Genomic DNA, 25015 nt, shown 5'->3' with positions numbered 1-25015 from the left:
GTTCCCCTCACGGACGATTCGCCACGGTCAGCCCGCGTCCGTCACCGTCCCGGTGAGGTCGCCTTCCGGACCGGTATCCGTCATGTGCAGCGACACATGCTTCACCGGATCAGACCCGGAATGCCGGACCGTCGGAATCGTCAGGTCGGCGCTCAGCTTTCCCGCCGGAATCTGCACCGACACCGTCAACCTGGTCTCCGACAACGGCTGCGACTTGTCCGGGTCCAGGTAGTGCTCGATCAGCCACTGCCGGTCGATGTCCGAGGTCATCAGTTCCGGCCCGGTCTTCGGCGCTTTCACCTCCGCCGTCAGGTAGACGTCCGAATCGGCCACAGTGGACAGATTGATCGGCCAGGCCAGCACGCCGCCCTCGACCGCCGACACGTCCGCCTTGCCGACGCTCACCACCGGCTCCGGGTCGTCGTTCTCGACGTTCACCCCGCCCTCGGCCGCCCCGACGACCGTGCCGCGGGTGGCTTTCACTTCGGCCTGCAGCCGGTACGGCCAGCTCCACCGGGTGTTCCCGACGACCGTCGCGGGCAGGTCGAGCGTGTGCTGTCCCGGCGCGAGCGTGACCGCCTGATACGTCCACTTCGTCGCACCCGACGAGGTCGGCTCGCCCCGGAAGACGCGCAGCGAACCGCCGCCGTCCCCGGTCACCGTGACCGGGATCTGGTACGTCTTCGAGCCGGAATCGCCTTCCTTGACCGTCATCGAGCCGAGGTCGATCCGCGTCAGCGGAGCCGGGTTCGGGTCGGGCAGGCCGGGCCGCCACGCGTACGCGTCCAGCAGCCACGCTTCGCTGCCCGCCTTCTGCGGCGTCAGTTCCAGGCTCGCCACCTCCTGGTGCGGCGGCAGCGGGACGCGGACTTCCTGTCCCCAGAACGACTTCGTCCGTTCCGTCCCGGCCAAACCGGTCACCGTGAACGAGCCCAGTTTCGTGCGCTTGCCCCGGGAATCGGTAGCCGCCACGTCGAACGACTCGGCCGGGGCGTTCTCCGGCGCGATGACCCGCATCGCCAGCGAACGCGCGCCGCCGGCGGAAACCGGGCGGGGCAACTGGATCCGCGCCGGAGCCCCCGCCGAACGCACGTGCACGGCAGTCCGGGTCGGATCCGGAGCGTCTTCCAGACCGACGAAATGCGGCGACTTGAATGCACCGGCACCCGTGAGGCACCGCTGATCCGGGCCGACCTGCTGGCAGACGTCGCCGCTGCCGGTGACCTTGGTCGACGAATCCGGGATCAGCACCGGCGTCCGCGCACCGCCGAGCGCATGCGCCAGCACGTGTGCCGGATCGGCGGATGGCGCCCGCACGCCCGAACCGTCCAGCAGCGGCTCCACGCGCAGATCGTGCTTCTGGAACAGCTGCGCCGCCGCGGCGACATAGGTCGCGCCGACCGCCCGCTGCTGCGCGTCGGTCAACCGCGCGGGCACTCCGGGCGAGCAATTCGGGTCCGGCTCGGGAGAGTAGAAATCATCATTGGCCGGAGCCACCGCGACGCCCGGGGTCCATTCGGAGTTGAAGTAATTGTGGTTCGCGCCCGAGATGTAAAGCGCACTGTGCAAGGCCGTGTCCCGGCTGACCCCGCGCGCCGCGTCGATGTATTGCTGCCCTTGGAGATCCGAGACGTCACCGTCGCAGGACGGCAGGAAGGTGACCGACGGGACGTCCGGCGCCGGGTTGAGCCCGAACACGGTCGGCGCGATGAAGACGTTGCCGCGGATCTTCCACCGGACCGGCCCGGAGAACCCGGTGTCGCCCGGCGGCGGATACAGACTGTCCATCGCGGCCCGGTTCACGCCCTCGCCGCCCCGGGAATGCCCGACCAGCAACACATTCGACAGATCCGCCGTCGGCGAATCCCGCACGATCGCCGGAGCGCCCGCCCGCGCGCTGCCGGACCAGTCCGCCCAGTGCGCGAGGTGCAGCCGGACCAGCGACGACCGGGCCTGCGCCCCGCCGTCCTCCGCCGCGTGGTCGAGCGCGTTGATCGCGTCGGCCGAAACGGACACCGTCACGAATCCCTGCGACGCCAGCAATTCCTGGGTCTGCAGGTAGCCGCGGTAGCTCGGGACCGGCAGCGTCCCGGCCTTGCACGGCCACGCGGCCGAGAAGTCGTTCGGATCGTTCGGGTTGTAACAAGGCTGGTGCCTGCCGTGCAGGAACACCACCAGCGGCCGGTTCCCTGGCGCGTTTTTCGGCGCGACGACGAGGCCCTGCATCTCGATCGGCCCGTCCAGTCCCGGCAGCCGCACCGGGTCGAGCGAGTACTCGCCCTTGACTGTCGAGAACTGCCCGGGTTTACCCGGATCCGTCGCATTAGCGGGCAACGCGGGCAGCGGTGCCGGGGACGGCTGATTCGCCGTGGCCCGGGGCGCTTCGGTCAGCGAACGGCCGCCGACGCGCACTTCCAGCCCGCGCGGATCGCGGATCCCGGCCGCGGGCAGCGAGAACGTCCGCAGGTCCGCGCCCGGCTGGGCGCGCCCGAGCAGCTTGCCGCCGGACCAGAATTCCACCGCACCGTCGCCGAACAGCGGTTTCGGCGCGGTCCAGACCAGCTTTCCGTCCGCGACGCGCCATTCGGGCGATGCCGCCGGACCAGGGGCGGGACTCGCCGCCGCGGGCTGCGCCAGCGTGATCGCCATGACCGCGGCCGCCGCGATCGGGACAAATTTGCGCAGAAGGACCTTCACTGGGTGCTCCCTCCCCGAAGATCTTTCCTTTCTACCGGGAGAGCAGTCCGCCGTGCCAGGCCGAGGGTCAGCCGCGGCCCTCCGGAAGCGACCCGGTGCGCAGCCCGGCGACGACGATTTCGCCGAACGCGTCGCCGATCTGCCGGGGCGTCATCGCGCCGCGCGGATCGAGCCAGGTGTGCGCCCACGCGGCCACGCCGATGACCGCGAACGCCAGCACCCGCGCGGTCGCGACCGGTTTGAACGCGCCGCTTTCGATCCCGCGCTCGACCACCCGCGTGACGAGCGCTTCGAATTCCTCGCGCTTGCGCTCGACCGAGGCGAACGCTTCGCTGGAGAGAAACCGGCGTTCCTGCTGGAGAATCGAAATCTCGGACCGGTAGATGCCGATCGGCTCGACCAGGACCTCGGTCATCACCCTGCGGAGCACCCGCTCCGGCGCGCCGCCCTCGGCGAGCACCTCACGGATCCGCCGCAGCTGGAAATCCATGAACTCGTCGTGGATTTCGTGCAGCACGTCCTCTTTGGTTTCGAAGTGGTAGTAGAACGCGCCCTTGGTGAGCCGCGCGGCGTCGACGATCTTCTGCACCGAGGTGGCGTGGAAACCGTCCTGTTCGAACAGCTTGAGCGCGGCGCTCAGCAGCGCCCGCCGGGTGGCGTCGGGATCGCGCGGCGCCCGGCGTCTCCCCGCGGACGGCTGGACAGCGGCCATCGAAACGCTCCTCACTGGCATGCCGAGCCAAGAACGTAACAAACAATCGCGCCCGGCCAGCGCGAAATCAGCAGATCCGGGCCCGCCGCGCCAGGGCAGAATTGCCCTCGCACCAACCGGGTGCCCCGAACGGAGCAACGGGCTTACCATGGACCGGAGCAGCGGAAAGGCGGTGCGGCCATGGCGACTCTCTCCCGGTTCTCCGTGCTGCACACCGCCGACCTGGAGCAGTTCCGCGCCACCGCCTCCCGGTATCTCACCCCGCACCGGCTCTCCCCCGCCGGGCGGGACGAGGGGCTGCAGACCGACGTCGCGATGGTCGAACTGGGCCCGGTCACGCTCGTCTACTGCCGCAATACCGGCGCTGAGCTGCGGGTGGAGCTGACCGAACAGGTCGACTACTACGACGTCAACCTCGCCCTCGGCGGCGCCAACCTGCTGTACGCCGACCGCGACGAGGTGTACGTCGACGCCGGTACCGCGGGCATCCTCTCCCCCAGCATGGTCGCCCGCATGGCGCTGTCCGACGGCTACCGCCAGCTGCACGTCCGCGTCGAACGGCACGCGCTGGAACGGCACCTCGAAGAGTTGCTCGACCGGCCGATCGCGGCCCCGATCCGGTTCCGCCCGGGCATGGACCTGGCCCGGCCCGCCGCCGCGTCCTGGGCGCAGGCCGTCCGGCTCCTGCTGCGCGACCTCGACCAGCCCGCCGGGCTCGCCGGCGCGGGCGGCGACAGCCCGTGGCCGCGGTTCCTGATGACCGGGCTCCTGCTGGCCCAGCCGCACAACTACCAGCGCGAACTGGAGCACCGGCGGACGAGCCCGCGCCGGTCGTCGCCGGTCAAGCGCGCGATCGAGCTGATCGAACGGGACCCCTCGGCCGAGCTGTCGATCGAGCGGCTGGCGCTCGAGGCCGGGACCACCCCACGGTCGCTGCAACGGCATTTCAAGGAATACGTCGGCTGCACCCCGCGCGAATACGTGCAAAGCATTCGCCTCGCCCGCGCGCACGAAGACCTGCGTTCCGCGCCGCCCGGTACGACGGTCACCGAAATCGCGTACAAATGGGGATTCAGTCACGTGCCGCGATTCGCCGGGGCGTATCAAGCGCGCTACGGCGTACGGCCGTCGGAGACCCTGCGCTGACGATTCGTGTCGCGCGGCGGATCGGCCTGTCGCGAAGCGGATCGGCGCTGCGGCCAACCGTTCCTAATCTCCTCTCACGGGTTCCTTCCCGATGGGAGACAACAGATGCACCACGACTTCGACGTCGCAATCGTGGGCTACGGACCGACCGGACTGGTCCTCGCCTCGGCACTGGGCAAGAAGGGGCACCGCGTCGCGGTGTTCGAACGCTGGCCCGGCCTGTACGGGCTGCCCCGGCTGACGCACATCGACGGCGAGACCGCGCGGATCGTCCAGGCGACCGGCGACCTTGACCACGCCCTGCGCGACGCGATGCCGCTGCCGCACTACCGCTATCTGAGCGCGGACGGCGAACTGCTCATCGAACTGGACTGGCGGGGCACGTCGTGCGGGCATCCGGCGCATCTGTCGATCTACCAGCCGGACATCGAGGACGCGATCGACCGGCACGTGCGGGCGACCGGGAACGTCGAGGTCAACCAGGGCTGGGCGGTCGTCAACCTCCGTTCGGGCGCCGACGGCGTGCAGCTGACCGCCCGGCCGTGGTCGAAGGACCGCACCGGCCAGTGGTCCCACTCCGGCGAAGAACGCACTGTCACCGCGAAGTACCTCGTCGGCGCGGACGGTGCCGGCAGCTTCGTGCGCGCCACGCTGGGCATTGAGCGCAGTGACACCGGCGTGCACGACCAGTGGCTGAACATCGACACCGAACGCCTGCGACCGCTGCCGGAACGGTTCAGCCGGGTCACCCAGTTCTGCGACCCGGAGCGCGGCCACATGCACATGCCGATCGGCCGCAGCAGGCAGCGGTTCGAGCTGGCGGTGCTGCCCGGCGAGGACGTCACGGCGTACGAGGACCCGGAGTTCGCCTGGCGCTGGCTGGGCGAAAAGCACGGCCTCGGCCGCGCGGACGTCCGGATTCTGCGCCAGGTCGTGTACACCTTCCAGGGCCGGATCGCCGAATCCTGGCGGCGCGGCCGGGTCCTGCTCGCCGGGGACGCCGCGCACACCACGCCGCCGTACCTCGGGCAGGGCGCGTGCTCGGGCATGCGCGACGGGATCACGCTGGGCTGGAAGCTCGACCTCGTCCTGCGCGGCCTGGCCGGCGACCAGCTGCTCGACACCTACGAGGCCGAACGCAAACCGCACGCCACCGCGATCACGGAGACCTCCACGGCGCTGGGCAAGGTCGCCAACACCCACGATCGGGCCGAAGCCGCGGCTCGCGACGACGCCTTCCGGCGCGGTGACGTCCCGCCTCCGCCACCGTTCCCGACCATCACCGCCGGAGTGATCCACCCGCACAACTCGTTGGCTGGAACGCTTGCGCCGCAAGGGATTGTGCGCACCTCCGCCGGTGAAGGCCGGTTCGACGATGTCGTCGGCGGCGGGTTCAGCCTGGTGTGCCGGGCCGATCTCACCGAGGTGCTCGACGCGGATCAGCGTGCGTTCCTCGCCCAGCTCGGCGCGACGATCGCGACTGACGAGGTCGAAGACCTCGTCGGGACTTACCAGCGCTGGTTCTCCTCGACCGGGACGGAAGCGTTCCTCAGCCGTCCGGACTTCCACCTCTTCTGGGCCGGTTCCCTCGCTGAGTTGCCCTCGGCCGTCGACCAGCTCCGCCAGCAGCTCAGCGCGGCGGTGCCGGCATGAGCCGGACCGAGGCGCTCTGGCGCGCCATGCCACCGACCCGGCTGCTGGACGGCGGCATGGACTACGCCGACATCCTCGCCCTGCAAACCCGCACCGCCGCCGGACAGCCGTGGGATATCGCCGCCGAAGAACTCGCCGACGCCCGGCTCTCCCGCACCCCAGCCAACCCGGTCACCGCGTTGGCGGATTTACGTTACGCCGCAGCGGATCTGCTCTTCGCGCAAATGGCGTACAACTTCGACGAGCCTCGGAAAGTCTCGCTCTACGAACGGTTCACCTCGGTCGTCGCACGTGCCGCCGAACTCGCGACCCCTGCTTGGGAACGGCTGGAACTATCCTTCGCCGGTGGAACCTTGTTCGGCTGGCTAGTCCGTCCAGCCGGTCCGATCGCCGGGACGGTCGTGGTCTTCGGCGGGCAAAGCGGTTGGGGCGCAACCTATCTCCCGATCGCCGACGCACTCGCCCAGCGCGGCATGGCGGCGCTGCTCGCCGAAGGCCCCGGACAAGGCGAAACCCGGATGCGCGGCGGAATCCTGCTGGACGCCGACGTCCGGGCGGCGTACTCGACCTTCGTCAGCCACGCCGCAAGCGAGCGCATTGGGTTGTGGGGCAACAGCATGGGCGGCCTCTACGCCGCCACGACCGCAGCGTCCGACGACCGGGTCACCGCGGTCTGCGTGAACGGCGCACCCGCCGCTCCCCGGTTGCTGGGCTTCCGGACCTTCGACGAACAAGCCTGCGCCATGCTCGGCACCGAAGACCACCAAGCCGTCCAAGACAATTTCGACCGGCTCGCCCTGAAGCCGGAAGACCGGATCCGCAGCGCACTGCTCGTCCTGCACGGCGGCGAGGACCCCATTGTCCGCCTTGAGGAACAGAAACCGTTCCTGGCCGCCGCCGAAGGCCGCGCCGACCTGAAGCAGTGGCCCGACGGCGAACACACCATCTACAACCACGCCGCCGAACGCACCGCCTACGTCGCCGATTGGTTCGCCGACCGCTTCCGCGAGAAAGAGGACTGACCACTGTGGACTTCACGGAAACCTCAGCCGAGCAAGCAGTCGTGGACAGCTTCGCGGCAACCACCGACCCACGGCTCAAGGAGATCCTGGCCGCCGTCACCCGGCATCTGCACGCCCTCGTGCGGGAAGTCCGCCCGACGATGGCCGAGTGGGAGCAGGCGATCGAATTCCTCACCGACGTCGGCCACACCTGCGACGCCACCCGCCAGGAATTCGTGCTGCTTTCCGACGTATTCGGCGTGTCCATGCTGGTCGAAACCCTCAACGACAGCGACGGCGGCACCGAAGCGACCGTGCTCGGCCCGTTCCACCTGACCGAGTCTCCGCAACGCGAACTGGGCGATTCGATCGACCTCCTCGGCACCGGCACCCCGTGCGTCATCACCGGAATCGTCCGTGCCACCGACGGCACCCCGTTGCCCGGCGCGAGCGTGGACATCTGGCAGTGCACTGAGGACGGTTTCTACGACGTCCAGCAGCCGGACAGGCAGCCGCCCGGCAACGGACGCGGCCGCTTCCGCACCGACGGGGACGGAAAATTCTGGTTCCGCACCGTCGTCCCCAGCCACTACCCGATTCCCGCCGACGGCCCCGTCGGCCGCCTGCTGAACGCGACCGGACGGCATCCGTACCGCCCGGCGCACGTCCACGTGATCGCCGAAGCCGCCGGGCACCATTCCCTGACCACGCACATGTTCGTCGCGGACAGCCCGTATCTGGACAGCGACGCGGTATTCGCCGTGAAGCGAAGCCTGATCACCGAATTCGCCGACCGCGGTTCCCATCGCGAAGCCCATTTCGACATCCGCCTCACCCCAGATGGGAAATGATGGACTCCTTCACCTACGAAGCCCTCCCCATGCGAGTCGTCTTCGGCTCCGGCGCGCTGTCCCGGCTCGCCGAGGAAACCGATCGCCTTGGCCTGCACCGGGTTCTCGTACTGTCCACTCCGGAACAACGCGACCTGGCCGACCGGGTCGCCGCCGTCCTCGGCGAGCGCGCCGCCGGAGTCTTCGACCAGGCCCGCCCGCACGTCCCGGTACCGACCGTCGCCGCCGCCGCGCACGCAGCCGCCGAGCTCAACGCGGACGGCTGCGTCGCGGCAGGCGGTGGTTCGACGATCGGTCTGGGCAAAGCCCTTGCCCGGCAACTGGATTTGCCCGTCGTCGCGCTCCCGACGACGTACGCGGGCTCCGAGATGACCCCGATCTGGGGACTCACCGAAAACCACCGGAAACAGACCGGCCGGGACCGGAAAGTGCTGCCCCGCAGCGTGGTCTACGACCCGGACCTGACCGCCAGCCTGCCCGCGACCGTAGCCGCGACCAGCGGCCTCAACGCCATCGCCCACGCCGTCGAAGCCCTTTACGCCCCGGATGCGTCCCCGGTGATCGCCGCCATGGCCGAACAAGGCGTACGCGACCTGGCCACGAGTTTCACGGGAGCCAGCGCATTACGCGGAGCCTGGCTCTGCGGTGCCTGCCTAGGCGCGACAACCATGGGCCTGCACCACAAACTGTGTCACGTACTAGGCGGAATGCTCGACCTGCCGCACGCCGAAACCCACGCGATCCTGCTCCCGCACGTCGCCGCCTTCAACCTGCCCGCCGCCGCGGCCGCGGCCGCGGCCCTGTCGCGGGCCTTGCACACCGACGATCCGGCAGCTTCGCTGGCCAAACTCGCCGCCGGCACCGGTGCCCCAGCCAACCTGGCCGCGCTAGGCGTCACCGAACCCGACCTGGCCCGGGTCGTCGACGAGGTGCTGGCCAACCCCTACGCCAACCCTCGCCCAGTGCACCGTGCGGACCTGGAATCCCTGCTGCACCAAGCGTTCAGGCCCAGATAGCGGTCTCAGCCCATTCTTCGAAGCTGGTCAGCGGGATCCCGAGGTCCCGGGCGAACTCGGGCCGCGCCGGCTGTCCGAGCTCGTTCAGCATCGTGTGCGAGAAGCCCATCGGCGGCATCCCGGCGGCGAGCGCCTCGTCCACCGTCATGTCCGGCACGGTCAGCGATACACCCAGCACCCGGGACAGAACCGGCGTGATCTCGGCCATCGACCGGTAGTCGCTCGCCAGTTCCAGCTCCACCCGGTCAAACCGCTCCGGCTCCGCGATCGCCGCCGCGGCGGCCCGCCCGATGTCCCGCGTCGCGGCCAGCGACAACTTCGTCTCCGGACGAAGAAGCGTCACCAGCCCGCCCTCAATGCCGCGCGGGAACACATACTGCGTGGACGGCAGGAAGTTGTCCATGAAGAACCCCGGCTTCAGCAACGTCCACCGCGGGAACTCGGCCGCACGGAGCCGATCCTGGATCTCCGCCTTCGCCTCCATCGACGGCGCCAGGAACGCCCAGCGCTCCTCCGCCAGCTCCGGACTCCCGGCCCCGCTCACCGACGTGTGCACGAACTGCGGTACCTCAGCGCTTTTCGCCGCCTCGATGAGGTTCACCGCTTGAGTCACCTCACCGGCGAAGTCCGGCTCGGCCCCGCTCATATCCGGCATTTGCACGCTGAACACCGCCCGCGCGCCCTTCGCCGCGCGCACCACGCTGTCCCGGTCATGCAAATCCCCGGCGACCAGCTCGGCCCCCAGCGCCTCAACCGCCTTCGCCCGCTCGCTCGCCGGATCCCGGACCAGCGCCCGGACCGGCACCCCCGCCGCCCGCAGCTCGCGAGCGGTCGCGCCGCCCTGCCGTCCGGTCGCGCCGACGACCAGAACCGGTGCTTGCTCAGCCATGACTCTCCTTCGAAAACACTAAGTGGCGGACCCCGCCGTTTCGTGTCCGCTACGATACGGCGGGGCCCGCCACTTAGCAAACCCGGAGGTCACGCCATGCCCGGCCAGCAACGCGCCGACGCGCGCCGCAACTACGCGCGAATCCTCGAAGTGGCCGAGGCGGAGGTCGCCGCACACGGGGCGAACGCGTCGCTGGAACAGATCGCGCGCACCGCCGGGGTCGGCTCGGCGACCGTGCGCCGCCACTTCCCGACCCGGCACGCGCTGCTGGAAGCGGTCTCGCAAGAACGGATCGCACTACTGGCCGCGCGCGCCCAAGAACTGGCCGGCGAGCCCGACAGCCGCCGCGCGCTTCTCGAATGGCTGGACGACGTGGTCAGCTACTGCGTCACCGCGCGCGGCCTCGCGGCTGCCCTGGCGTACGACACGCCCGACCCCGTACACGGCAACTCCTGCTCGATGACGCTGGAAGAGTCCGCCGCCCCGCTGCTGGCCCACGCCGCCCGTGACGGTGCCGTTTCGCCGGACGTGACGGTGGGGGACCTGATCGCCCTGATCGTCGGCATCACTCTCACCACGGAGCGCCATACCGACCCGGAAGGCGAGGCCCGGAGGCTGTTCCGGATCGCGGTGGCGGGGATAAGTCCGTCCTCGTGAGTGGCAACACCGGTTCTAACCGGCAGGAACACTCACGACCGCCCGCACCCCGGCAAGCAGCAGCTCCAGCCCGAACTCGAACCGCTCCTCGAAGTCGAGCAGCGACTCCACCGGCCCCGACTCCAGATGCGGATACTGCCGCGCCCCCAGCACTCCCTTGAGCACCTCGATCTCGTCCCCCGTAGCGCCCTGCTCCTCGAGCGCCTCCCCCAGCACGTAGCAAAACACCGCACTAGACGCCCAAAACGCCTGCTTCCGCGACAGCCCGGAGGCCAGCATGCAGCCAAGCAGAGTGTCCACATAGGTCAGATTGCTGCGCTTGGCGGCATAGTTCCCGCCGACGATCCGCGCCCCGTCCCGGTACGCGAGCAGCGCCGAACGCAATCCGCCCGCCAGGCTCCGCACCCGGTTCTCCCAGCCGCTGTCCTCGGCGGGCAGATTCGCGACCGCGCCGGCCAAGATCGCCTCGGCCATCTCGTCGATCAGCGCGTCCTTGCCGTCGAACAGCCGGTAGATCGCGGGCAGGTGCAACCCGAGCCGGTCGGCCAGCTGGCGCATGGTGAGCGATTCCAGCCCGCCGGCGTCGACCAGGTCCAGCGCCTCCCGCACCGCCCGCTCGGCGCGCGTCGCCGCGATTCCCGCCCGTTTCGTCTCGGTTGACATGTTAACGACGTTACCAATACCCTCGGCGAGGCGGCAAGTAACAACGTTAACAAAGGAGGGAGCCCATGGCCCCGAATGCCGGACCCGCAGGCTCGCTGGACGTCGTCGTCCGGCAGCTGCGCTGGGAGGCCGACGGCGTCGTCTCGATCGACCTGGCTTCCGCGGCCGGAAACCCGCTGCCGAGCTGGGCTCCGGGCGCGCACATCGACCTCGTGCTGCCGAACGGCCTCGAACGGCAGTACTCGCTCTGCGGCCCGCCCGGCGAACGCTCGTACTACCGGATCGGCGTCCGCCGGGAACGCGCGAGCCGCGGCGGTTCGGAATACGTGCACGCGTTTCTCCGCCCCGGGCAGCGCATCTCGATCAAAGGCCCGCGCAACAATTTCGGCTTCGGCCCCGCCGGGTCGTACGTTTTCGTGGCGGGCGGCATCGGCATCACGCCGATCCTGCCGATGGTCCGCGCGGCGGAAGCGCAAGGCGCGGACTGGCAGCTGTTTTTCGGCGGCCGCACCAGCGCGTCGATGCCCTTTCTCGACGAACTCGGCGGCTACGGCAAGCGAGTGCGCTGTCATCCGTCGGACACCGCCGGCCGCATCCCGCTGGCTGAACTCGAAAGGCCCGTCGAGGCGGGCGCGAAGGTCTACGCCTGCGGCCCGGCCTCCCTGCTGTCCGATTTGGACACCGCGGCGGAGAACTGGCCCGCCGAAGCACTGCACCTGGAACGTTTCAAGGCCCCGCAGCTCGCCCCGGCGGAGAACAAGCCGGTCGAAGTGGAATGCGCGGCCTCGAAGAAAACGGTCTCCGTCGGAGCCGACGAAAGCATCGTCAACGCACTGGACAAGGCAGGCATCCCAACGGTGACCTCGTGCCGGTCCGGGATCTGCGGCTCGTGCGAGACCAAGGTGCTCGACGGCGTCCCCGACCACCGCGACGGGATCCTCTCCGCGAGCGAACAAGCGGCGGGCGACCGGATGTTCATCTGCGTGTCCCGGGCCTGCACCCCACGTCTGGTCCTCGACCTGTGACTCGACCGGTGAAGGGAGAAATCATGAACACCGCGGCAGACGACTACAAGCCGATCACCATGGCGCGCATCCGGGAAATCATCGGCTTCCCGGACCAGTTCATCGCCGAGAAAAAGGAAACCTACCTCGGCGAATTCTCCATCCGGTTCATCGCGCACAGCCCGTTCTTCTGCGCCGCCACCATCGGCGCGGACGGCATGGTGGACGTCAGCCCGAAAGGCGACCCGCCCGGTTCGGTGCGGGTCCTGGACCCGTGGACGCTCGCCATCCCCGACCGTCCGGGCAACAAACTGGCCGACACCTTCGAAAACATCACCGCCAACCCGTCGATCGGGCTCGTCTTCTTCGTGCCCGGCGTGCGCGAGGTGATCCGGGTCAACGGCGACGCCTTCGTCACCGACGACCCGGAACTGCTGGGCATGCTCAGCGCGGACAGCAAACCCGCGGTGCTCGCGACGATCGTCCGGGTGCGCGAGGTGTTCGGCCAATGCGGGAAAGCCGTGATCCGGGCCCGGCTCTGGGAAGGCGACACGCGCGGCCTCGCCGAAGCGGTGACCCTCGGCGGGGATTTCTACACCCTCAGCATCGCCGAACAGGCGCAGAAGATCAACAACAGCCTCGGCGACCTCGTCAACGGCGCCCTCTACGACATGGTCGACGACAAGTACCAGAACGACCTGTTCTGAAACTCCGTTGCCACTGTCGCTGAATTGTCCCTACGATCCGTTTCGTGCGATCCCGACCTTCCTTCGTCACCGACGCCGCCATCACCGAAGCACTCGCCGAACACTGGCGGCCCGTCACCGAGATCGCTTATCTGCCTTGGGGTTTCGGCGCACACCACTGGCGCGCCGAAACCCTGTTCGTCACGCTGGACCAGCTCGAACCCCGGCACACCGCGGCGTCGCTGGAAAGCACCTACGCGAGCGCCGCAGAACTGGCCGCGTCCGGGCTGGAGTTCGTCTGCGCCCCGCTGCCCACGCGGTCCGGACGTTTCACCGCCGGCATCGGAGCCAGCGCACTCAGCGTCACCCCGATGCTGAACGGCCGCAGCCCCGCGGAGGACGAGGTCGACAAACCGGCAATTCTCGCCGCGCTGGACGCCCTGCACCACGCCCCGCCTCCCGCCGGGCTGCGGCACTGGTCCCCTCAAGTCGGCCCGGAATTCGCCGCCGAACTGCGGTCCCGCACCGCCGCCCCGTGGACGTCCGGCCCGCTCGCCGAAGAGGCCCGCGCCGCTTTGGCCGCCCGCAGCGACGAGATCACCCGCTGGACCGCCCGGTACCGGGAACTGTCCGCCCTCGCCGCCTCCCGCCGGGACACCTGGGTCCCCACCCACGGCGAACCGCACAACGACAACCAGGTCACCACCCCCGACGGCCTGCGCCTGGTCGACTGGGAAACCCTCGCCGTCGCCCCGCGCGAACGCGACTACGCCGACCTGCCGGACGCCGCGGGCCTTGACCCGGAAATGATGGAACTGTTCGCCCTCGACTGGCGGCTCTCCGAACTGCGCGAGTATTCCGACTGGTTCGCCGCGCCGCACACCGGGACCGAGGACGACCGCATCGCACTGGAAGGCCTGTTCGAGGAGCTGGCGGCCTAGCTCACCGGATGCGCGTGACGGTGTCCGGCTTCCCGCGCTTTCTTCGGCGCGACGGGGCGAGCTTGCGATTATGCATGATTACGAGCCTGTCCCCGGTGTCGGCGAACAGGTAGGTGCAGGCGTAAACCTGCCTCCGGTGCGTCCATTCGCAACGCACGACCGGGCGACGCAAGATCGCCTCGAACCAGTCCGCCGCGCTCGCCGCCAGCTCGCTCGGTCCGCCGGTCGCGGCGAAGGCGAGACTGGTCGGCACGTCCGGCAAGGTGAGCAGCTGGTTGTGCAGCTCGTCGCCGCGCAGAGTCCGGCCGTCGAGATGCACGCCGACGGTCAGGAGGACGAGCCGCTCGGCGGGATCGCTCAGGTCCAGCCAGGCGACCAGCGGAAGATCCGGGCTGGGCGGGTCCACCTGGCTGTCGATCGGCTTCGCGGGCCAACCGGCCGCGCGAACCCGAAGCGCCTCGACGAAGCGTCGCTCGTCCTCGCCGAGATCCCCGTGGTATTCAAACCACTCGTCCGCCGCCACGCCCTAAGCATTCAGCAACTCCGGCCGCCAATCCTCCCCAAACAACCGCCGGTTCTCGTCAAACAACGCACTAAACCACGGAACTATCTCGGCGCCCGCTCTCTCACCCTCAGAACTAAACGCGTTTACTACCCAGCGCCAACCGCTACGATGCCTCCCGATGGACAAGGACGCGCTCGCCGAACTCTTCGCCACCGCCTCGCTCGGCGCCCCCGAGAACGCGGTGGGCTTCGTGATGTGGCGCGTCGTGCACCGCTACGTCCGTGAGGTCGACCAGGCACTCTCCCCGCTCGACCTGACCCACCTGCAGTTCCAGACGCTCGCGCTCGCCGCCTGGCTGAACCGCACCGGCGGCCCGGTGACCCAGTCCGGCCTGGCCGCGTCCGGCGACATCCACCCGATGCAGGTGTCGCAGATCCTCAAAACGCTGGAGCGCAAGGGATTCGTCGCCCGCGCCCGCAGCGCCGAGGACGTCCGGGCCAAACGCGTCGAGGTCACCGACCCTGGCGGGGCCGCCCTGCGCGCCGCGCTGCCGCTCGTGATCGAGGTGCAGCACCGGATCTTCGGCGACGAGGGACTGCCCGGCGGAAACCTGCTGAACACCTTGCTGCGCCTGGACAACGCCTGACCGCTGCTAAGGTGGAAGTGCACGGTAGCCCGTCTTGGGGAGGGACGATGCCGGGAACTTTCGCCAACCCGAAAGCACAAGAACGCTACTTCGCCGCCTACGCGGAGGCCCTGCGGAAGTGGCCGGTTCCGGCCGAGGAACGGGACGTCGAAACGAAGTTCGGCCCCACTCGCGTCCGTAGCAGCGGCCCCGCCGGCGGCACGCCGATCGTGCTGCTGCACGGCGTCATGGGCTCGTCCCTGTCCTGGTACCCGCACCTCGCCGAACTAGCCGCCCGCCATCCGGTCTACGCCATCGATTCGATCGGCGAACCGGGCCACTCGGTCGAGACCGTCGCGGTACGCACCGACGACGACCTCGCGGAATGGCTTTCCGAAGTCCTCGACAGCCTCGGCCACGAAAAAGTGTGCCTCGCCGGCGTTTCGCGCGGCGGTTTCCTCGCGCTGAACCTCGCGACCCGTTCTCCCGGCCGGATCGCGGGCGTGATCGGCCTGGAACCGGCCGGATTCGCGGCGATCAACGTCGCGAAGTTCGTCCTCTGGGCGCTCAAGGAAATCGGCCCGTGGCTGCTGCCCGCCGCGATCCAGCGCCGGATCGTCGCCGGCGACCCGGAGGTACGGCGCACCCTGCGGCCGCTGCTGTTCGCCACCTTCGCCTACAAAGCACAACTACCGCCGCAGCACGTCTTCACCGACAACGAACTCCGCGCGATCGAAGTTCCCGTTCTGCTCGTCCTCGGCGAACGCAGCCACATCCACCGCGCCCGCGAGGTCGCCGACCGGGTCGCGGCGCTGAAGAATCCCCGCATCCGCACGGAAATCGTGCCAGGCGCCACGCACGCCTTGACGCTGCAGCAACCCGGCCTGGTCACCGCCCGCGTGCTTGACTTTGCCGAAGCGAACCCGGGCTGACACGGCGTCAGACCTGCCGCGCCGTCGCCATCGCCCGCTCCGTCTCCCAGAACGCGCGCATCGAAACGACCAGCCCGTCCTCGTTGACCCGGTAGACGAACACCCCGTCGGTGTCGACCCGGTAGCCGCCCGGCAGGAACGTGGTGATGGTGCCGACGTTCGCGACCTCCGACCCGGCCGCGTGCGAATCGCGGATCACGAACTCGAACTTCTCGACGTTCCCGATCGTCTTGTCCCAGAAGGCGGAGAGGCCGTCGCGCCCGTGGTGGCCCTTGCCCTCCTCGTCGAACATCGACGGCCCGACCGGGTCCTCGACGCACGCGTCCGGGGCGAACAGCGCGAGCCAGCCGTCCTTGTCCCCGGCGGTCGCCGCCGTCATCGACTTGAACGCCGCTTCCCGCGCGGGCGGCTGCTTAGCCGCGGGGTCCCAGCAGACCTCGACACCCATGTCACTCCTCGATTTTCGCGATGATCTCGTCGCCGAACTTGCGGATCGCGTCGACCTTCGGGCCCAGTTCGGCGCCGAACCCGTGTCCCTCGAACACCCACGGCATGGTGATCGCGTCGGTGACGCCCGCCTCGGCCTGCTCGCGGAACCCGTCGAGCCCGAACCGGTCGACGCATACCGCCTGGAACTCGAACGGATCGCCGCCGCGCCCGCGCTCGGCGAGCAGGCCCTTGAGCTTGCCGATGGTTTCGCGCAGCTGGTCGAGCGTCATCATCGCGGACGACCAGCCGTCCGCGACCCGCGCGGCCCGACGCAGCGCGACGTCGGTGTGCCCGCCGATGTAGAACGGCACCCGCGACGGCGGCTTCGGGCTCATCTTGAGCTTGTCGAAGTCGAAGAACTCGCCGTGGAACTCGACCATGTCGCCGCTGAGGATCAGCCGCAGCACCTCGATCGCCTCGTCGAACCGTTTGCCGCGGCGCGCGTACGGCGCTCCGCACCATTCGAATTCCTCCGGCGACCAGCCGATCCCCAGCCCGAGCCCGAACCTGCCGCCGGTCAGCGCGGCGACCGAGTTGACCTGGCGGGCGAGCAGCACCGGATTGCGCGAGCCGAGCTTCAGCACCGACGTGTAGAACTGGATCCGCTCGGTCACCGCGCCCATCGAGGCGGTCGCGACCAGCGGATCCGCCCAGGGCGTCTCCTCGTCCCAGAACCGGCTTCCGTCCGGCGTGTAGGGATAGTCGGCGGACACCTTTTCGGAGTAGAAGAGCGAATCGGGCAGCACGATCGAGGAGAACCCGGCCTCCTCGGCGGCGCGGGCCAGCCCGCCGAGCTGGTCGAGCGGGCTCATCGCGATCGACAAGGAGAACTTCATGCCGCGGACTATAACGTGTTCTAGTTTTGCCTGCCACCGCCCGATCGGAGGCGCCGCCGGGAACTCTCCGCGCACGGTCCGCGTTGTCCGTTTCAGAGACGGCTGCCCGGCCGTCGCGTCAGATCGAGACACGGAGTGACCCATGGGCACCGCGATCCTCCTGATCGTGCTGGTCGTCGTCATCGTCGGGGGCGGGTTGTACCTGGCCAGGAAGCAGGCCGCGACCAGACAGAGCCAGCTCGACGACGCCAAGGCCGACGCGCGCCGGCTCGTCGAACGCCTCGGCGGCCAGGTCCTCAACATCACCGGCACCGACACCGCCTCCCAGCAGGCGATGGCCGACGCGAGCGAGCGCTACAACGCCGCCGGTTCGCAGCTGGAACAGGCCAAGACGATCGAACAGGCCCGGCTGGTGAAGGAAACCGCCGTCGAAGGCCTCTACTACGTGCGCGCCGCGCGCACCGCGATGGGCATGGACCCCGGCCCCGCGCTGCCGGACGAGGCCGAACGCGAACGCGCGGGCAAGGTCACCGAACGCCGCGACGTGGACGTCGAAGGCCAGCACTACGCGGCCTCGCCCGACCCGGGCCAGGACACGCCGTACTACTACCCCGGCGGCCGCGTCGCGGGCCGCCCGGTGCCGCAGGGCTGGTACAGCGAGCCGTGGTGGAAGCCCGCGCTCGTCGCCGGCGCGTGGGGCCTTGGCTCGATGTTCCTGTTCAGCGCGATGTTCTCCGGCATGGGCGGCATCGCCAGCGCCTCGGCCTGGGAGTCGGGCTATGACGCGGGCCAGGCAGACGCCCTGGACGCAGGCGGCGGCGCCGACGGCTTCGACGGAGGAGGTTTCGACGGCGGCGGCTTCGACGGCAGCCAGGACATCGGCGGCGGCTTCGATGCGGGCGGCTTCGACGGCGGCGGGTTTGACGGCGGCGGCTTCGACTTCTGACCGATGACTCCGGTGAAGGCCCCGTGGCAGATTAGCCGCGGGGCCTTCGTCGTTCCCGCAGGAGGAAACTGGCCGGATGCCCAGCAGCGAACGGAAAAATCAGGCGAACCTGCGCCGTGCCGCGGTTGAAGCCGTGGCGTCCTACCTCGCCGACGAGGACGCGGATGTCTCCAACCTCACCGACGCCGCCGTCCGGCAGGACGCGCGGCTGGCGGCGCTGAACCTGGTCGCACTGGCCGCGGCGGCAGTCACCGCCCTCGCCGAGGCGACCGGCCGCACACCGCACGAGGCCCTGCGCTCGATCGACCGTTGACGAACAATAAGCGGCCAGCAATACGAGAGCCGCTCTCGCGTCCAACCGCCGAACTCAAGCAGGCTGGCAAGTAGGGCACCAATAAAGATTCCGCGCCGCCAATTCCTTCTGCGCCACCGGCGTCCCGCACACCAGACACGGCATCCCGGCCCGCCGGTACACGTAAACCTCGCCCCCGTGCCGGTCCTCCCGCGGCGCCCGTCCCATCGCCTCGGGCAGATGCTCCGCCGCGACCGTGTCGATCCGCCCGACCCGCACCCCGGCGCGCATCAGCGTCACCAGGTCTGCCCAGATGTCATCCCACAGCGCCCGGTCCAGCGAACGCCCCGGCACCATCGGCGAAACCCCGTGCCGGAACAGCACTTCCGCGCGATACACATTCCCGACCCCAGCCAGCACAGCCTGGTCCATCAGCAACGCCGCGATCGTCGTACGAGACCGCGAGATCCGGTCCCAAGCACGATCCGGCTTGGCGTCGCGACGCAACGGGTCCGGACCGAGCCGGGCCTTGATCGCGTCGACCTGGACTGGGTCGAGCAGTTCGCACCGGGTCGGGCCGCGCAGGTCGGTCCAGTGGGTGCGGCCGACGAGCCGCATCCGCACCTGGCCGACCGGCGCCGCCGCAGGCAACGGCGCTTCGCCGAAGGTGCCGTACAGACCTAAGTGGACATGAACCGTCCCGATAGGACCGTAATCGTGAAACAGGTGTTTCCCGTACGCCTCAGCGGAAACGAGCACCTGCCCGTCAAGTTTTCCCGCCTCCGCGGCGAACCGGCCCTGCGGACTGCTGACCGCGACCGGTCCGCCCGCGTACCGGCGTTTGTGGAGACGGGCGAGCCGATGGAGCGTGTGCCCCTCGGGCATCAGGCCTCCGGCAACGCCGGCGGGGTGCCGGTGCGCTCGTAGTCGAGCAGCTGCTGCACGCGCCGCGCGTGGCGCTCTTCCGGGTCGACCGGCGTGGCCAGGAACGCCTCGACGATCTCGGTGGCCTGCTCTTCGGTGTGCATCCGCGCGCCGACGCCCAGCACCTGGGCGTGGTTGTGCTGCCGGGTCAGCTGCGCGGTCTCGACGCTCCAGCCGAGGCCGGCGCGGATGCCCTGCACCTTGTTCGCGGCGATCTGCTCGCCGTTGCCGGACCCGCCGATGACGATCCCGAGGCTGCCCTCGTCGGCGGCCACGCGGCGCGCGGTCTCGACGCAGAACGCCGGGTAGTCGTCGGCCGCGTCGTAGACGAACGGACCGATGTCGGTCACCTCGTGCCCCTGTTCGCCGAGGTGGCGGACAAGGTGGTTCTTCAGCTCGAAACCGGCATGGTCGGATCCCAAGTAGACACGCACAGCGGGAGTGTGCCATCTCGCCGCGGACCCGGCATGCTCCGGGGGTGGAGATCGGAACGCAGTCCGGAGCCGGCGTCCGGCTCGAATGGGGCGGCGAAGGCGTCCGGGCGCTCGGCCGGGAATGCGCCGTGCTGATCATCGTGGACGTGCTTTCCTTCAGCACCACAACGGATCTCGTCGTCAGCCGCGGCGGCCGCGTGCTGCCGGTGCGCTGGCGGGACGACCGCGGGATCGCCGAGGCGCGCGGGGCGGGAGCGGTCGTCGCGGGCGAAGAGGCGTGGACGCTCCGGCCGTCTTCTGTGACGGAGATCCCGTCCGGCACGCTCCTCGCCCTCCCCTCCCCCAACGGCGCGACGCTCTGCGCGGCCGCGGCCAAAACCGGCGCGCACGTGCTGACCGGATGCCTGCGGAATGCGTCGGCCGCGGCGACGAGAGCCATGGAAATCGCCGACGGACGGCCGATCGGCGTCATTCCCGCCGGGGAACGCTGGGGCATCGACATCTCCGGCGGCAGCACCGAGTTCGGCCCGCTGCGGCCGTGCGTCGAGGACCACCTCGGCGCGGGCGCGATCGTCAGCGCGCTGACCGGCTCCCGGTCCGCCGAAGCCGCGCTGGCCGCCGCTGCCTGCGCGGCCACCGACGTACCGGCCGCACTGCGCGCCTGCACCTCCGGCCGGGAACTCGCCGCCGCGGGCCACGGGAACGACGTAATTCTCGCGGCCCAGCAGGACGTCAGCGGTAGCGTGGCGAGGCTGTCGCACGGAATCCTGGAGGGGCAATGAGCTGGACCGAGGTCGCCGACGGGATTTTCGCCCGCCGGTACGACGAGCTGGACCTCACCACCGGGCTCGTCCTCGGCCAGGAGCAGTGCCTGGTGATCGACACCCGCGGCGACGTCGACCAGGGTGCCGAATTCGCCGCCGCCGTGCGCGAGCTGACCGAGCTGCCGTGGTCGGTCGTCTACACGCACGCGCATTTCGATCACTCTTTCGGCACCACGCCGTTCCTGCCCTGCGACGTCTGGGCCCACCCCGGCTGTCTGCAGGCCATGCTGCACAACGGCGAAGCGGACAAACAAAAATGGGCCGCCCGCTACCGCAAGGACGGCAAGCCGGACATCGCCGACGCCATCGAACGCACCGGGCTCATGCCGCCGGACCGGCTGGTGGCCGACCGCGCCGAACTCGACCTCGGCGGCCGCACCGTCGCGCTCGTGCACCCTGGACCGGCACACACCGACCACGATCTCCTGGTGCACGTGCCTGACGCGGACGTCGTCTTCGCCGGAGATGTCGTGGAACACGGGCCCCACGGGTTCACTGCGTACTCGTTCGGCCCGGATGACCAGCTCGACGCCTGGGCCCTCGCGATGGACGCGCTGCTCGCGCTCGAACCGCGGGTGATCGTGCCTGGCCATGGCGAGCCGGTGGACAAGGCGTTCGTGCGGAGGCATCGCGACGGGCTGCTGCGGCTGCACGAGCTGAAGACGGCCAAGGTGCCGCGCGAGGAGGCGTTGCGTCGCTCGCCGTATCCCGAGGACGTTACTAAGGCGGCGCTCGGGTTCTCGTGAGTGTTGATCACGGTTAGAACCGCGATCAACACTCACGAGGGAGTCGCTCAGTCGAAGTTGAGGTCCCCGGTCCGGGTGCGCTTCAGCTCGAAGAAGTCCGGGTAGCTGGCCAGCGCGACCGCGCCGTCGAACACCTTCAGCGCGTCCTCGCCGCGCGGGATCGACGACAGCACCGGGCCGAAGAACGCGGTTCCGTTGACGTGGATGGTCGGCGTGCCGACGTCCATGCCGACCGGGTCCATGCCCTCGTGGTGGCTCTTGCGCACGGCCTCGTCGTACTCGGTCGTTTCGCCGTATTCGGCGTATTCGGCCGGGGCGCCGATCGCCGCCAGCGCCTCCTTGATGACGAGCTTGCGGTCCTCGTTGTGCTGGTTGTGGTAGCGGGTGCCGAACTCGGTGTAGAAGTTCCGGACCGCTTCCTGGCCTTCGAGCTGCGCCAGCGCGGTGGCGACGCGGACCGGAGCCCAGCCCGAGCTCAGCAGCGCCTTGTAGCGCTCCGGCAGCTCTTCGCGGCCTTCGTTCAGGACCGACAGGCTCATCACCCGGAAGGTCAGGTCCAGCTCGCGGTGCTTTTCGACCTCGAGGATCCACCGCGACGCGATCCACGCGAACGGGCAGACCGGGTCGAAGTAGAAATCGACCGTCGTGGGCTGGGACGAGTCAGTCATTTTTCACGGGCTCCTCGGCGAGGCTGCTCCCCGGCATGCGCCGGAGGGCGGGGCAAACCCCCGCACTGCGAGGCAACGCGGGGAACCCTCCGCATTGTTCCCTGGTCGCCGCTCCCGGGCGCGTCATGATTGGATGCTGAACGTCGTGCCAACCGGAACCGAAGACCAGAGGTGCCCGTGCCCGCCCCCAACCTGACGCGTGACGAAGCCAAGCAGCGCTCCGGCCTGCTGGACGTGTCGTCCTACGACATCGAGCTGGACCTGACCGACGGCAACGGCCGTCCAGGGGAGAAGACCTTCCGCTCCACCACCACGGTGCGGTTCTCCAGCAGCCGTCCCGGCGAAGCCTCGTGGATCGACCTCGTCGCCGAGGGCGTCCGCTCCGCCGTGCTGAACGGCGCCGAGCTCGACGTCAGCGGCTACGCCGAGGAAAAGGGCATCGCGCTGCCCGGTCTCGCCGCGGAGAACGAACTCGTCGTCACCGCGGACTGCCGCTACATGAACACCGGCGAGGGCCTGCACCGCTTCGTGGACCCGGTCGACGACGGCGTGTACCTCTACACCCAGTTCGAGACCGCCGACGCCAAGCGCATGTTCGCCTGCTTCGACCAGCCGGACCTCAAGTCGGTCTACCGGGTCGCGGTGCACGCGCCGCGCGACTGGAAGGTCGTGTCCAACGCGCTGGTCCAGAGCGCCGAGGACACCGAGGACGGCGCGCGCCGCACCCAGTTCGCCGAGTCCGAGCGCATTTCCACCTATCTGGTGGCGCTGGTCGCCGGCCCGTACGCCGAATGGCACGACGAGTTCAGCGACGAGCACCGCACCATCCCGCTCGGCATCTACTGCCGCGCGTCGCTCGCCGAGCACATGGACGCCGACCGGCTGTTCGTCGAAACCAAGCAGGGTTTCGCCTTCTACCACGAGAAATTCGGCACCCCGTACCCGTTCTCCAAGTACGACCAGCTGTTCGTGCCGGAGTTCAACGCGGGCGCGATGGAGAACGCCGGCGCGGTCACCTTCCTCGAGGACTACGTCTTCCGCAGCCGCGTCACCCGCTACGCCTACGAGCGGCGCGCCGAGACGCTGCTGCACGAGATGGCGCACATGTGGTTCGGCGACCTGGTCACCATGCGCTGGTGGGACGACCTGTGGCTGAACGAGTCGTTCGCGACCTTCGCGAGCGTGTTCGCCCAGGCCGAGGCGACCGAGTACAAGAACGCGTGGACCAGCTTCGCGAACATCGAGAAGTCCTGGGCCTACCGGCAGGACCAGCTGCCCTCGACGCACCCGATCGCGGCCGACATCGTCGACCTGCACGCGGTCGAGGTGAACTTCGACGGCATCACCTACGCCAAGGGCGCGAGCGTGCTCAAGCAGCTCGTGGCCTACGTCGGCATCGAGCACTTCCTCGACGGCCTCAAGGTGTACTTCGGCAAGCACGCGTGGGGCAACGCCACGCTCGCCGACCTGCTGGCGGCGCTGGAGGAAGCGTCCGGCCGCGACCTGTCGTGGTGGAGCGCGGAATGGCTGGAGACCACCGGCCTCAACTCGCTCAGCCCGCGCTACGAGATCGCGCCCGACGGCACCTTCGCGTCGTTCGCCGTCGTGCAGACCGGCGCGAAGCCGGGCGCGGGCGAACTGCGCACGCACCGCGTCGCGGTCGGCGTCTACGACGAGGACGGCGACGGCAAGATCGTCCGCACCCGCCGCGTCGAACTGGACGTCACCGGCGAGCGCACCGAGGTGCCGGACCTCGTCGGCCAGGCCGCGGGCAAGCTCGTGCTGGTCAACGACGACGACCTGACCTACTGCCGGATGCGCCTCGACCCGGCGTCGCTCACCACGCTGATCGACCGGATCGGCGACATCACCGACTCGCTGCCGCGCACGCTGTGCTGGTCGGCGGCGTGGGAGATGACCCGCGAGGCCGAGCTGAAGGCCCGCGACTTCGTGACGCTGGTGGCGCGCGGGATTCACGCCGAGAGCGAGGTCGGCGTGGTGCAGCGGCTGCTGCTGCAGGCGCAGACCGCGCTCAACTCCTATGCCGACCAGAAGTGGGCGGCTGCCGAGGGGTGGCCTGCGTTGAGCGGGCGGTTGCTCGAGTTGGCGCGGACTGCGGAGGCCGGGTCGGACCATCAGCTGGCGTTCGTGAACTCGCTGGCTGGGGGTGTGCTGGACGAGGAGATCCTGACCGCGATCGCTGGGTGGCTGGATGGGTCTGCGCCGTTGCCTGGGCTGACTGTGGACACTGACCTGCGGTGGCGGTTGCTGCAGGCGTTGGTGGCGCACGGGAAGGCTGGTGCGGACGAGATCAACGCTGAGCAGGAGCGGGATGACACCGCTGCTGGGCGGCGGCATGCCGAGCGGTCTCGGGCGTTGCGGCCTACTGCGGAGGCTAAGGCGGATACCTGGCAGCGGGCGATTTACGACGACGAGATTCCCAATGCGGTCAGTGACGCGTTGATTTCCGGGTTCTCGCATCCTGGGCAGAAGCATCTGCTTGGGGAGTACATCGAGCGGTACTTCGAGGTTATTGACGATGTGTGGGCTCGGCGGTCCAGCGAGCGGGCGCAGCCTACGGCGATTGGGTTGTATCCGTCTTGGGCGGTTGAGGCTGCCACGGTGAATGCTTCGGATGAGTGGCTTGCGGGCGAGCATCCGGCGGCGTTGCGGCGGTTGGTTTCGGAGGGGCGCGCCGGGATCGTGCGGGCGCTGGCTGCTCGGGACTTCGATAGCCAGGTTTGATGTTCCGGGGGCTCGTCGCCTGGCGGCGACATTGCTCCTCGTTTGGCGGGGGGCACCCCGAAGCCCGATTGTGACTACGGACGGAGGGTGCTTGTCAAGGCGGGAAAGATGCCTTGACAAGCACCCTCCGTCC

26 protein-coding genes are annotated in these 25015 nt (G+C 69.4%); 16 read left to right on the top strand and 10 right to left on the bottom strand.

Annotation, left to right across the window (positions count from 1 at the left end):
* Positions 1-27 precede the first annotated feature (27 nt).
* Positions 28-2697: a hypothetical protein gene (locus ACFSVL_RS16270; RefSeq protein ID WP_378304938.1), complete on the bottom strand. Its 2670-nt coding sequence runs from the start codon at positions 2695-2697 to the stop codon at positions 28-30.
* A 67-nt stretch (positions 2698-2764) separates the two neighbouring features.
* Positions 2765-3409 (bottom strand): TetR family transcriptional regulator, encoded by a 645-nt coding sequence (locus ACFSVL_RS16265; RefSeq protein WP_378304936.1) that lies wholly within the window; start codon positions 3407-3409, stop codon positions 2765-2767.
* Positions 3410-3589: 180 nt separating this feature from the next.
* On the opposite strand from ACFSVL_RS16265, the gene ACFSVL_RS16260 reads away from it, so the two are divergent.
* The 5 genes from ACFSVL_RS16260 to ACFSVL_RS16240 all read left to right on the top strand — a co-directional run bounded on the left by ACFSVL_RS16260 (position 3590) and on the right by ACFSVL_RS16240 (position 9076).
* Complete coding sequence (locus tag ACFSVL_RS16260) at positions 3590-4555, top strand: AraC family transcriptional regulator (protein ID WP_378304934.1); 966 nt, start codon at positions 3590-3592, stop codon at positions 4553-4555.
* A gap of 105 nt (positions 4556-4660) precedes the next feature.
* Positions 4661-6208: a bifunctional 3-(3-hydroxy-phenyl)propionate/3-hydroxycinnamic acid hydroxylase MhpA gene (gene mhpA, locus ACFSVL_RS16255; protein ID WP_378304932.1), complete on the top strand. Its 1548-nt coding sequence runs from the start codon at positions 4661-4663 to the stop codon at positions 6206-6208.
* The gene (locus tag ACFSVL_RS16250) at positions 6205-7230 is read left to right on the top strand and encodes an alpha/beta hydrolase family protein (RefSeq protein ID WP_378304930.1); all 1026 of its coding nucleotides are present in this window, start codon (positions 6205-6207) and stop codon (positions 7228-7230) included. Before mhpA ends, ACFSVL_RS16250 begins: the two co-directional genes overlap by 4 nt.
* Positions 7231-7235: 5 nt before the next feature.
* On the top strand, positions 7236-8060 hold the full coding sequence (locus ACFSVL_RS16245; RefSeq protein WP_378304928.1) for a dioxygenase family protein: 825 nt from the start codon (positions 7236-7238) through the stop codon (positions 8058-8060).
* A complete protein-coding gene (locus ACFSVL_RS16240; protein WP_378304926.1) occupies positions 8060-9076 on the top strand; it encodes a maleylacetate reductase in 1017 nt (338 codons plus the stop codon). Before ACFSVL_RS16245 ends, ACFSVL_RS16240 begins: the two co-directional genes overlap by 1 nt.
* On the opposite strand, the gene ACFSVL_RS16235 is transcribed toward ACFSVL_RS16240, so the two are convergent.
* Positions 9063-9965, bottom strand: a complete 903-nt coding sequence (locus ACFSVL_RS16235) for an NmrA family NAD(P)-binding protein (RefSeq protein ID WP_378304924.1) — start codon at positions 9963-9965, stop codon at positions 9063-9065. The genes ACFSVL_RS16240 and ACFSVL_RS16235 overlap by 14 nt on opposite strands.
* A gap of 96 nt (positions 9966-10061) precedes the next feature.
* Here ACFSVL_RS16235 and ACFSVL_RS16230 point away from each other — a divergent pair, with 96 nt between their 5' ends.
* Positions 10062-10622, top strand: coding sequence for a TetR/AcrR family transcriptional regulator (locus tag ACFSVL_RS16230; protein WP_378304922.1), 561 nt, complete (start codon positions 10062-10064; stop codon positions 10620-10622).
* A 15-nt stretch (positions 10623-10637) separates the two neighbouring features.
* Here the strand turns inward: ACFSVL_RS16230 and ACFSVL_RS16225 are convergent, their stop codons facing one another.
* A complete protein-coding gene (locus tag ACFSVL_RS16225) occupies positions 10638-11285 on the bottom strand; it encodes a TetR/AcrR family transcriptional regulator C-terminal domain-containing protein (RefSeq protein ID WP_378304920.1) in 648 nt (215 codons plus the stop codon).
* Positions 11286-11350: 65 nt separating this feature from the next.
* Here ACFSVL_RS16225 and ACFSVL_RS16220 point away from each other — a divergent pair, with 65 nt between their 5' ends.
* From ACFSVL_RS16220 to ACFSVL_RS16210, 3 genes are read left to right on the top strand one after another with little or no spacing between them, the layout of a single operon-like run.
* Positions 11351-12310: a PDR/VanB family oxidoreductase gene (locus tag ACFSVL_RS16220; protein WP_378304918.1), complete on the top strand. Its 960-nt coding sequence runs from the start codon at positions 11351-11353 to the stop codon at positions 12308-12310.
* Positions 12311-12333: 23 nt separating this feature from the next.
* The gene (locus ACFSVL_RS16215) at positions 12334-12996 is read left to right on the top strand and encodes an MSMEG_1061 family FMN-dependent PPOX-type flavoprotein (RefSeq protein ID WP_378304916.1); all 663 of its coding nucleotides are present in this window, start codon (positions 12334-12336) and stop codon (positions 12994-12996) included.
* 44 nt (positions 12997-13040) lie between these two features.
* A complete protein-coding gene (locus ACFSVL_RS16210; RefSeq protein WP_378304914.1) occupies positions 13041-13916 on the top strand; it encodes a phosphotransferase family protein in 876 nt (291 codons plus the stop codon).
* A gap of 1 nt (position 13917) precedes the next feature.
* Here the strand turns inward: ACFSVL_RS16210 and ACFSVL_RS16205 are convergent, their stop codons facing one another.
* Entirely contained in the window at positions 13918-14439 is a 522-nt protein-coding gene (locus ACFSVL_RS16205) for a hypothetical protein (RefSeq protein WP_378304912.1), read from the bottom strand.
* A 160-nt stretch (positions 14440-14599) separates the two neighbouring features.
* Between ACFSVL_RS16205 and ACFSVL_RS16200 the strand changes: the two genes are divergently transcribed.
* Both ACFSVL_RS16200 and ACFSVL_RS16195 read left to right on the top strand, forming a co-directional pair.
* Positions 14600-15067: a MarR family winged helix-turn-helix transcriptional regulator gene (locus ACFSVL_RS16200; RefSeq protein WP_378304910.1), complete on the top strand. Its 468-nt coding sequence runs from the start codon at positions 14600-14602 to the stop codon at positions 15065-15067.
* 47 nt (positions 15068-15114) lie between these two features.
* The gene (locus tag ACFSVL_RS16195; protein WP_378304908.1) at positions 15115-15978 is read left to right on the top strand and encodes an alpha/beta fold hydrolase; all 864 of its coding nucleotides are present in this window, start codon (positions 15115-15117) and stop codon (positions 15976-15978) included.
* A gap of 7 nt (positions 15979-15985) precedes the next feature.
* On the opposite strand, the gene ACFSVL_RS16190 is transcribed toward ACFSVL_RS16195, so the two are convergent.
* Together ACFSVL_RS16190 and ACFSVL_RS16185 are read right to left on the bottom strand one after the other, a co-directional pair.
* A complete protein-coding gene (locus tag ACFSVL_RS16190) occupies positions 15986-16426 on the bottom strand; it encodes a nuclear transport factor 2 family protein (protein WP_378304906.1) in 441 nt (146 codons plus the stop codon).
* A gap of 1 nt (position 16427) precedes the next feature.
* Positions 16428-17303: an LLM class F420-dependent oxidoreductase gene (locus tag ACFSVL_RS16185; RefSeq protein ID WP_378304904.1), complete on the bottom strand. Its 876-nt coding sequence runs from the start codon at positions 17301-17303 to the stop codon at positions 16428-16430.
* Between the two features lie 142 nt (positions 17304-17445).
* Between ACFSVL_RS16185 and ACFSVL_RS16180 the strand changes: the two genes are divergently transcribed.
* Positions 17446-18249 (top strand): hypothetical protein, encoded by an 804-nt coding sequence (locus tag ACFSVL_RS16180; RefSeq protein WP_378304902.1) that lies wholly within the window; start codon positions 17446-17448, stop codon positions 18247-18249.
* Positions 18250-18325: 76 nt separating this feature from the next.
* Positions 18326-18562, top strand: coding sequence for a hypothetical protein (locus ACFSVL_RS16175; protein WP_378304900.1), 237 nt, complete (start codon positions 18326-18328; stop codon positions 18560-18562).
* Between the two features lie 54 nt (positions 18563-18616).
* Here the strand turns inward: ACFSVL_RS16175 and ACFSVL_RS16170 are convergent, their stop codons facing one another.
* The gene (locus tag ACFSVL_RS16170) at positions 18617-19426 is read right to left on the bottom strand and encodes an Fpg/Nei family DNA glycosylase (RefSeq protein WP_378304898.1); all 810 of its coding nucleotides are present in this window, start codon (positions 19424-19426) and stop codon (positions 18617-18619) included.
* Positions 19426-19899 (bottom strand): ribose-5-phosphate isomerase, encoded by a 474-nt coding sequence (locus ACFSVL_RS16165; protein WP_378304896.1) that lies wholly within the window; start codon positions 19897-19899, stop codon positions 19426-19428. Before ACFSVL_RS16165 ends, ACFSVL_RS16170 begins: the two co-directional genes overlap by 1 nt.
* A gap of 44 nt (positions 19900-19943) precedes the next feature.
* On the opposite strand from ACFSVL_RS16165, the gene ACFSVL_RS16160 reads away from it, so the two are divergent.
* Together ACFSVL_RS16160 and ACFSVL_RS16155 are read left to right on the top strand one after the other, a co-directional pair.
* A complete protein-coding gene (locus ACFSVL_RS16160) occupies positions 19944-20681 on the top strand; it encodes a 2-phosphosulfolactate phosphatase (RefSeq protein WP_378304894.1) in 738 nt (245 codons plus the stop codon).
* Complete coding sequence (locus tag ACFSVL_RS16155; RefSeq protein ID WP_378304892.1) at positions 20678-21469, top strand: MBL fold metallo-hydrolase; 792 nt, start codon at positions 20678-20680, stop codon at positions 21467-21469. The genes ACFSVL_RS16160 and ACFSVL_RS16155 overlap by 4 nt, the downstream gene beginning before the upstream one ends.
* A 47-nt stretch (positions 21470-21516) precedes the next feature.
* Here ACFSVL_RS16155 and ACFSVL_RS16150 read toward each other — a convergent pair whose 3' ends face one another.
* Entirely contained in the window at positions 21517-22137 is a 621-nt protein-coding gene (locus ACFSVL_RS16150; RefSeq protein WP_378304890.1) for a mycothiol-dependent nitroreductase Rv2466c family protein, read from the bottom strand.
* 177 nt (positions 22138-22314) lie between these two features.
* On the opposite strand from ACFSVL_RS16150, the gene pepN reads away from it, so the two are divergent.
* Positions 22315-24882, top strand: a complete 2568-nt coding sequence (gene pepN, locus ACFSVL_RS16145; RefSeq protein WP_378304888.1) for an aminopeptidase N — start codon at positions 22315-22317, stop codon at positions 24880-24882.
* Positions 24883-25015: the final 133 nt, after the last annotated feature.

The organism is Amycolatopsis silviterrae (genome assembly GCF_042684085.1).
Taxonomy (GTDB): Bacteria; Actinomycetota; Actinomycetes; order Mycobacteriales; family Pseudonocardiaceae; genus Amycolatopsis; species Amycolatopsis silviterrae.
The sequence above is the reverse complement of the archived record's forward strand: the minus strand, read 5'-3'. Positions and strand labels throughout refer to the sequence as shown.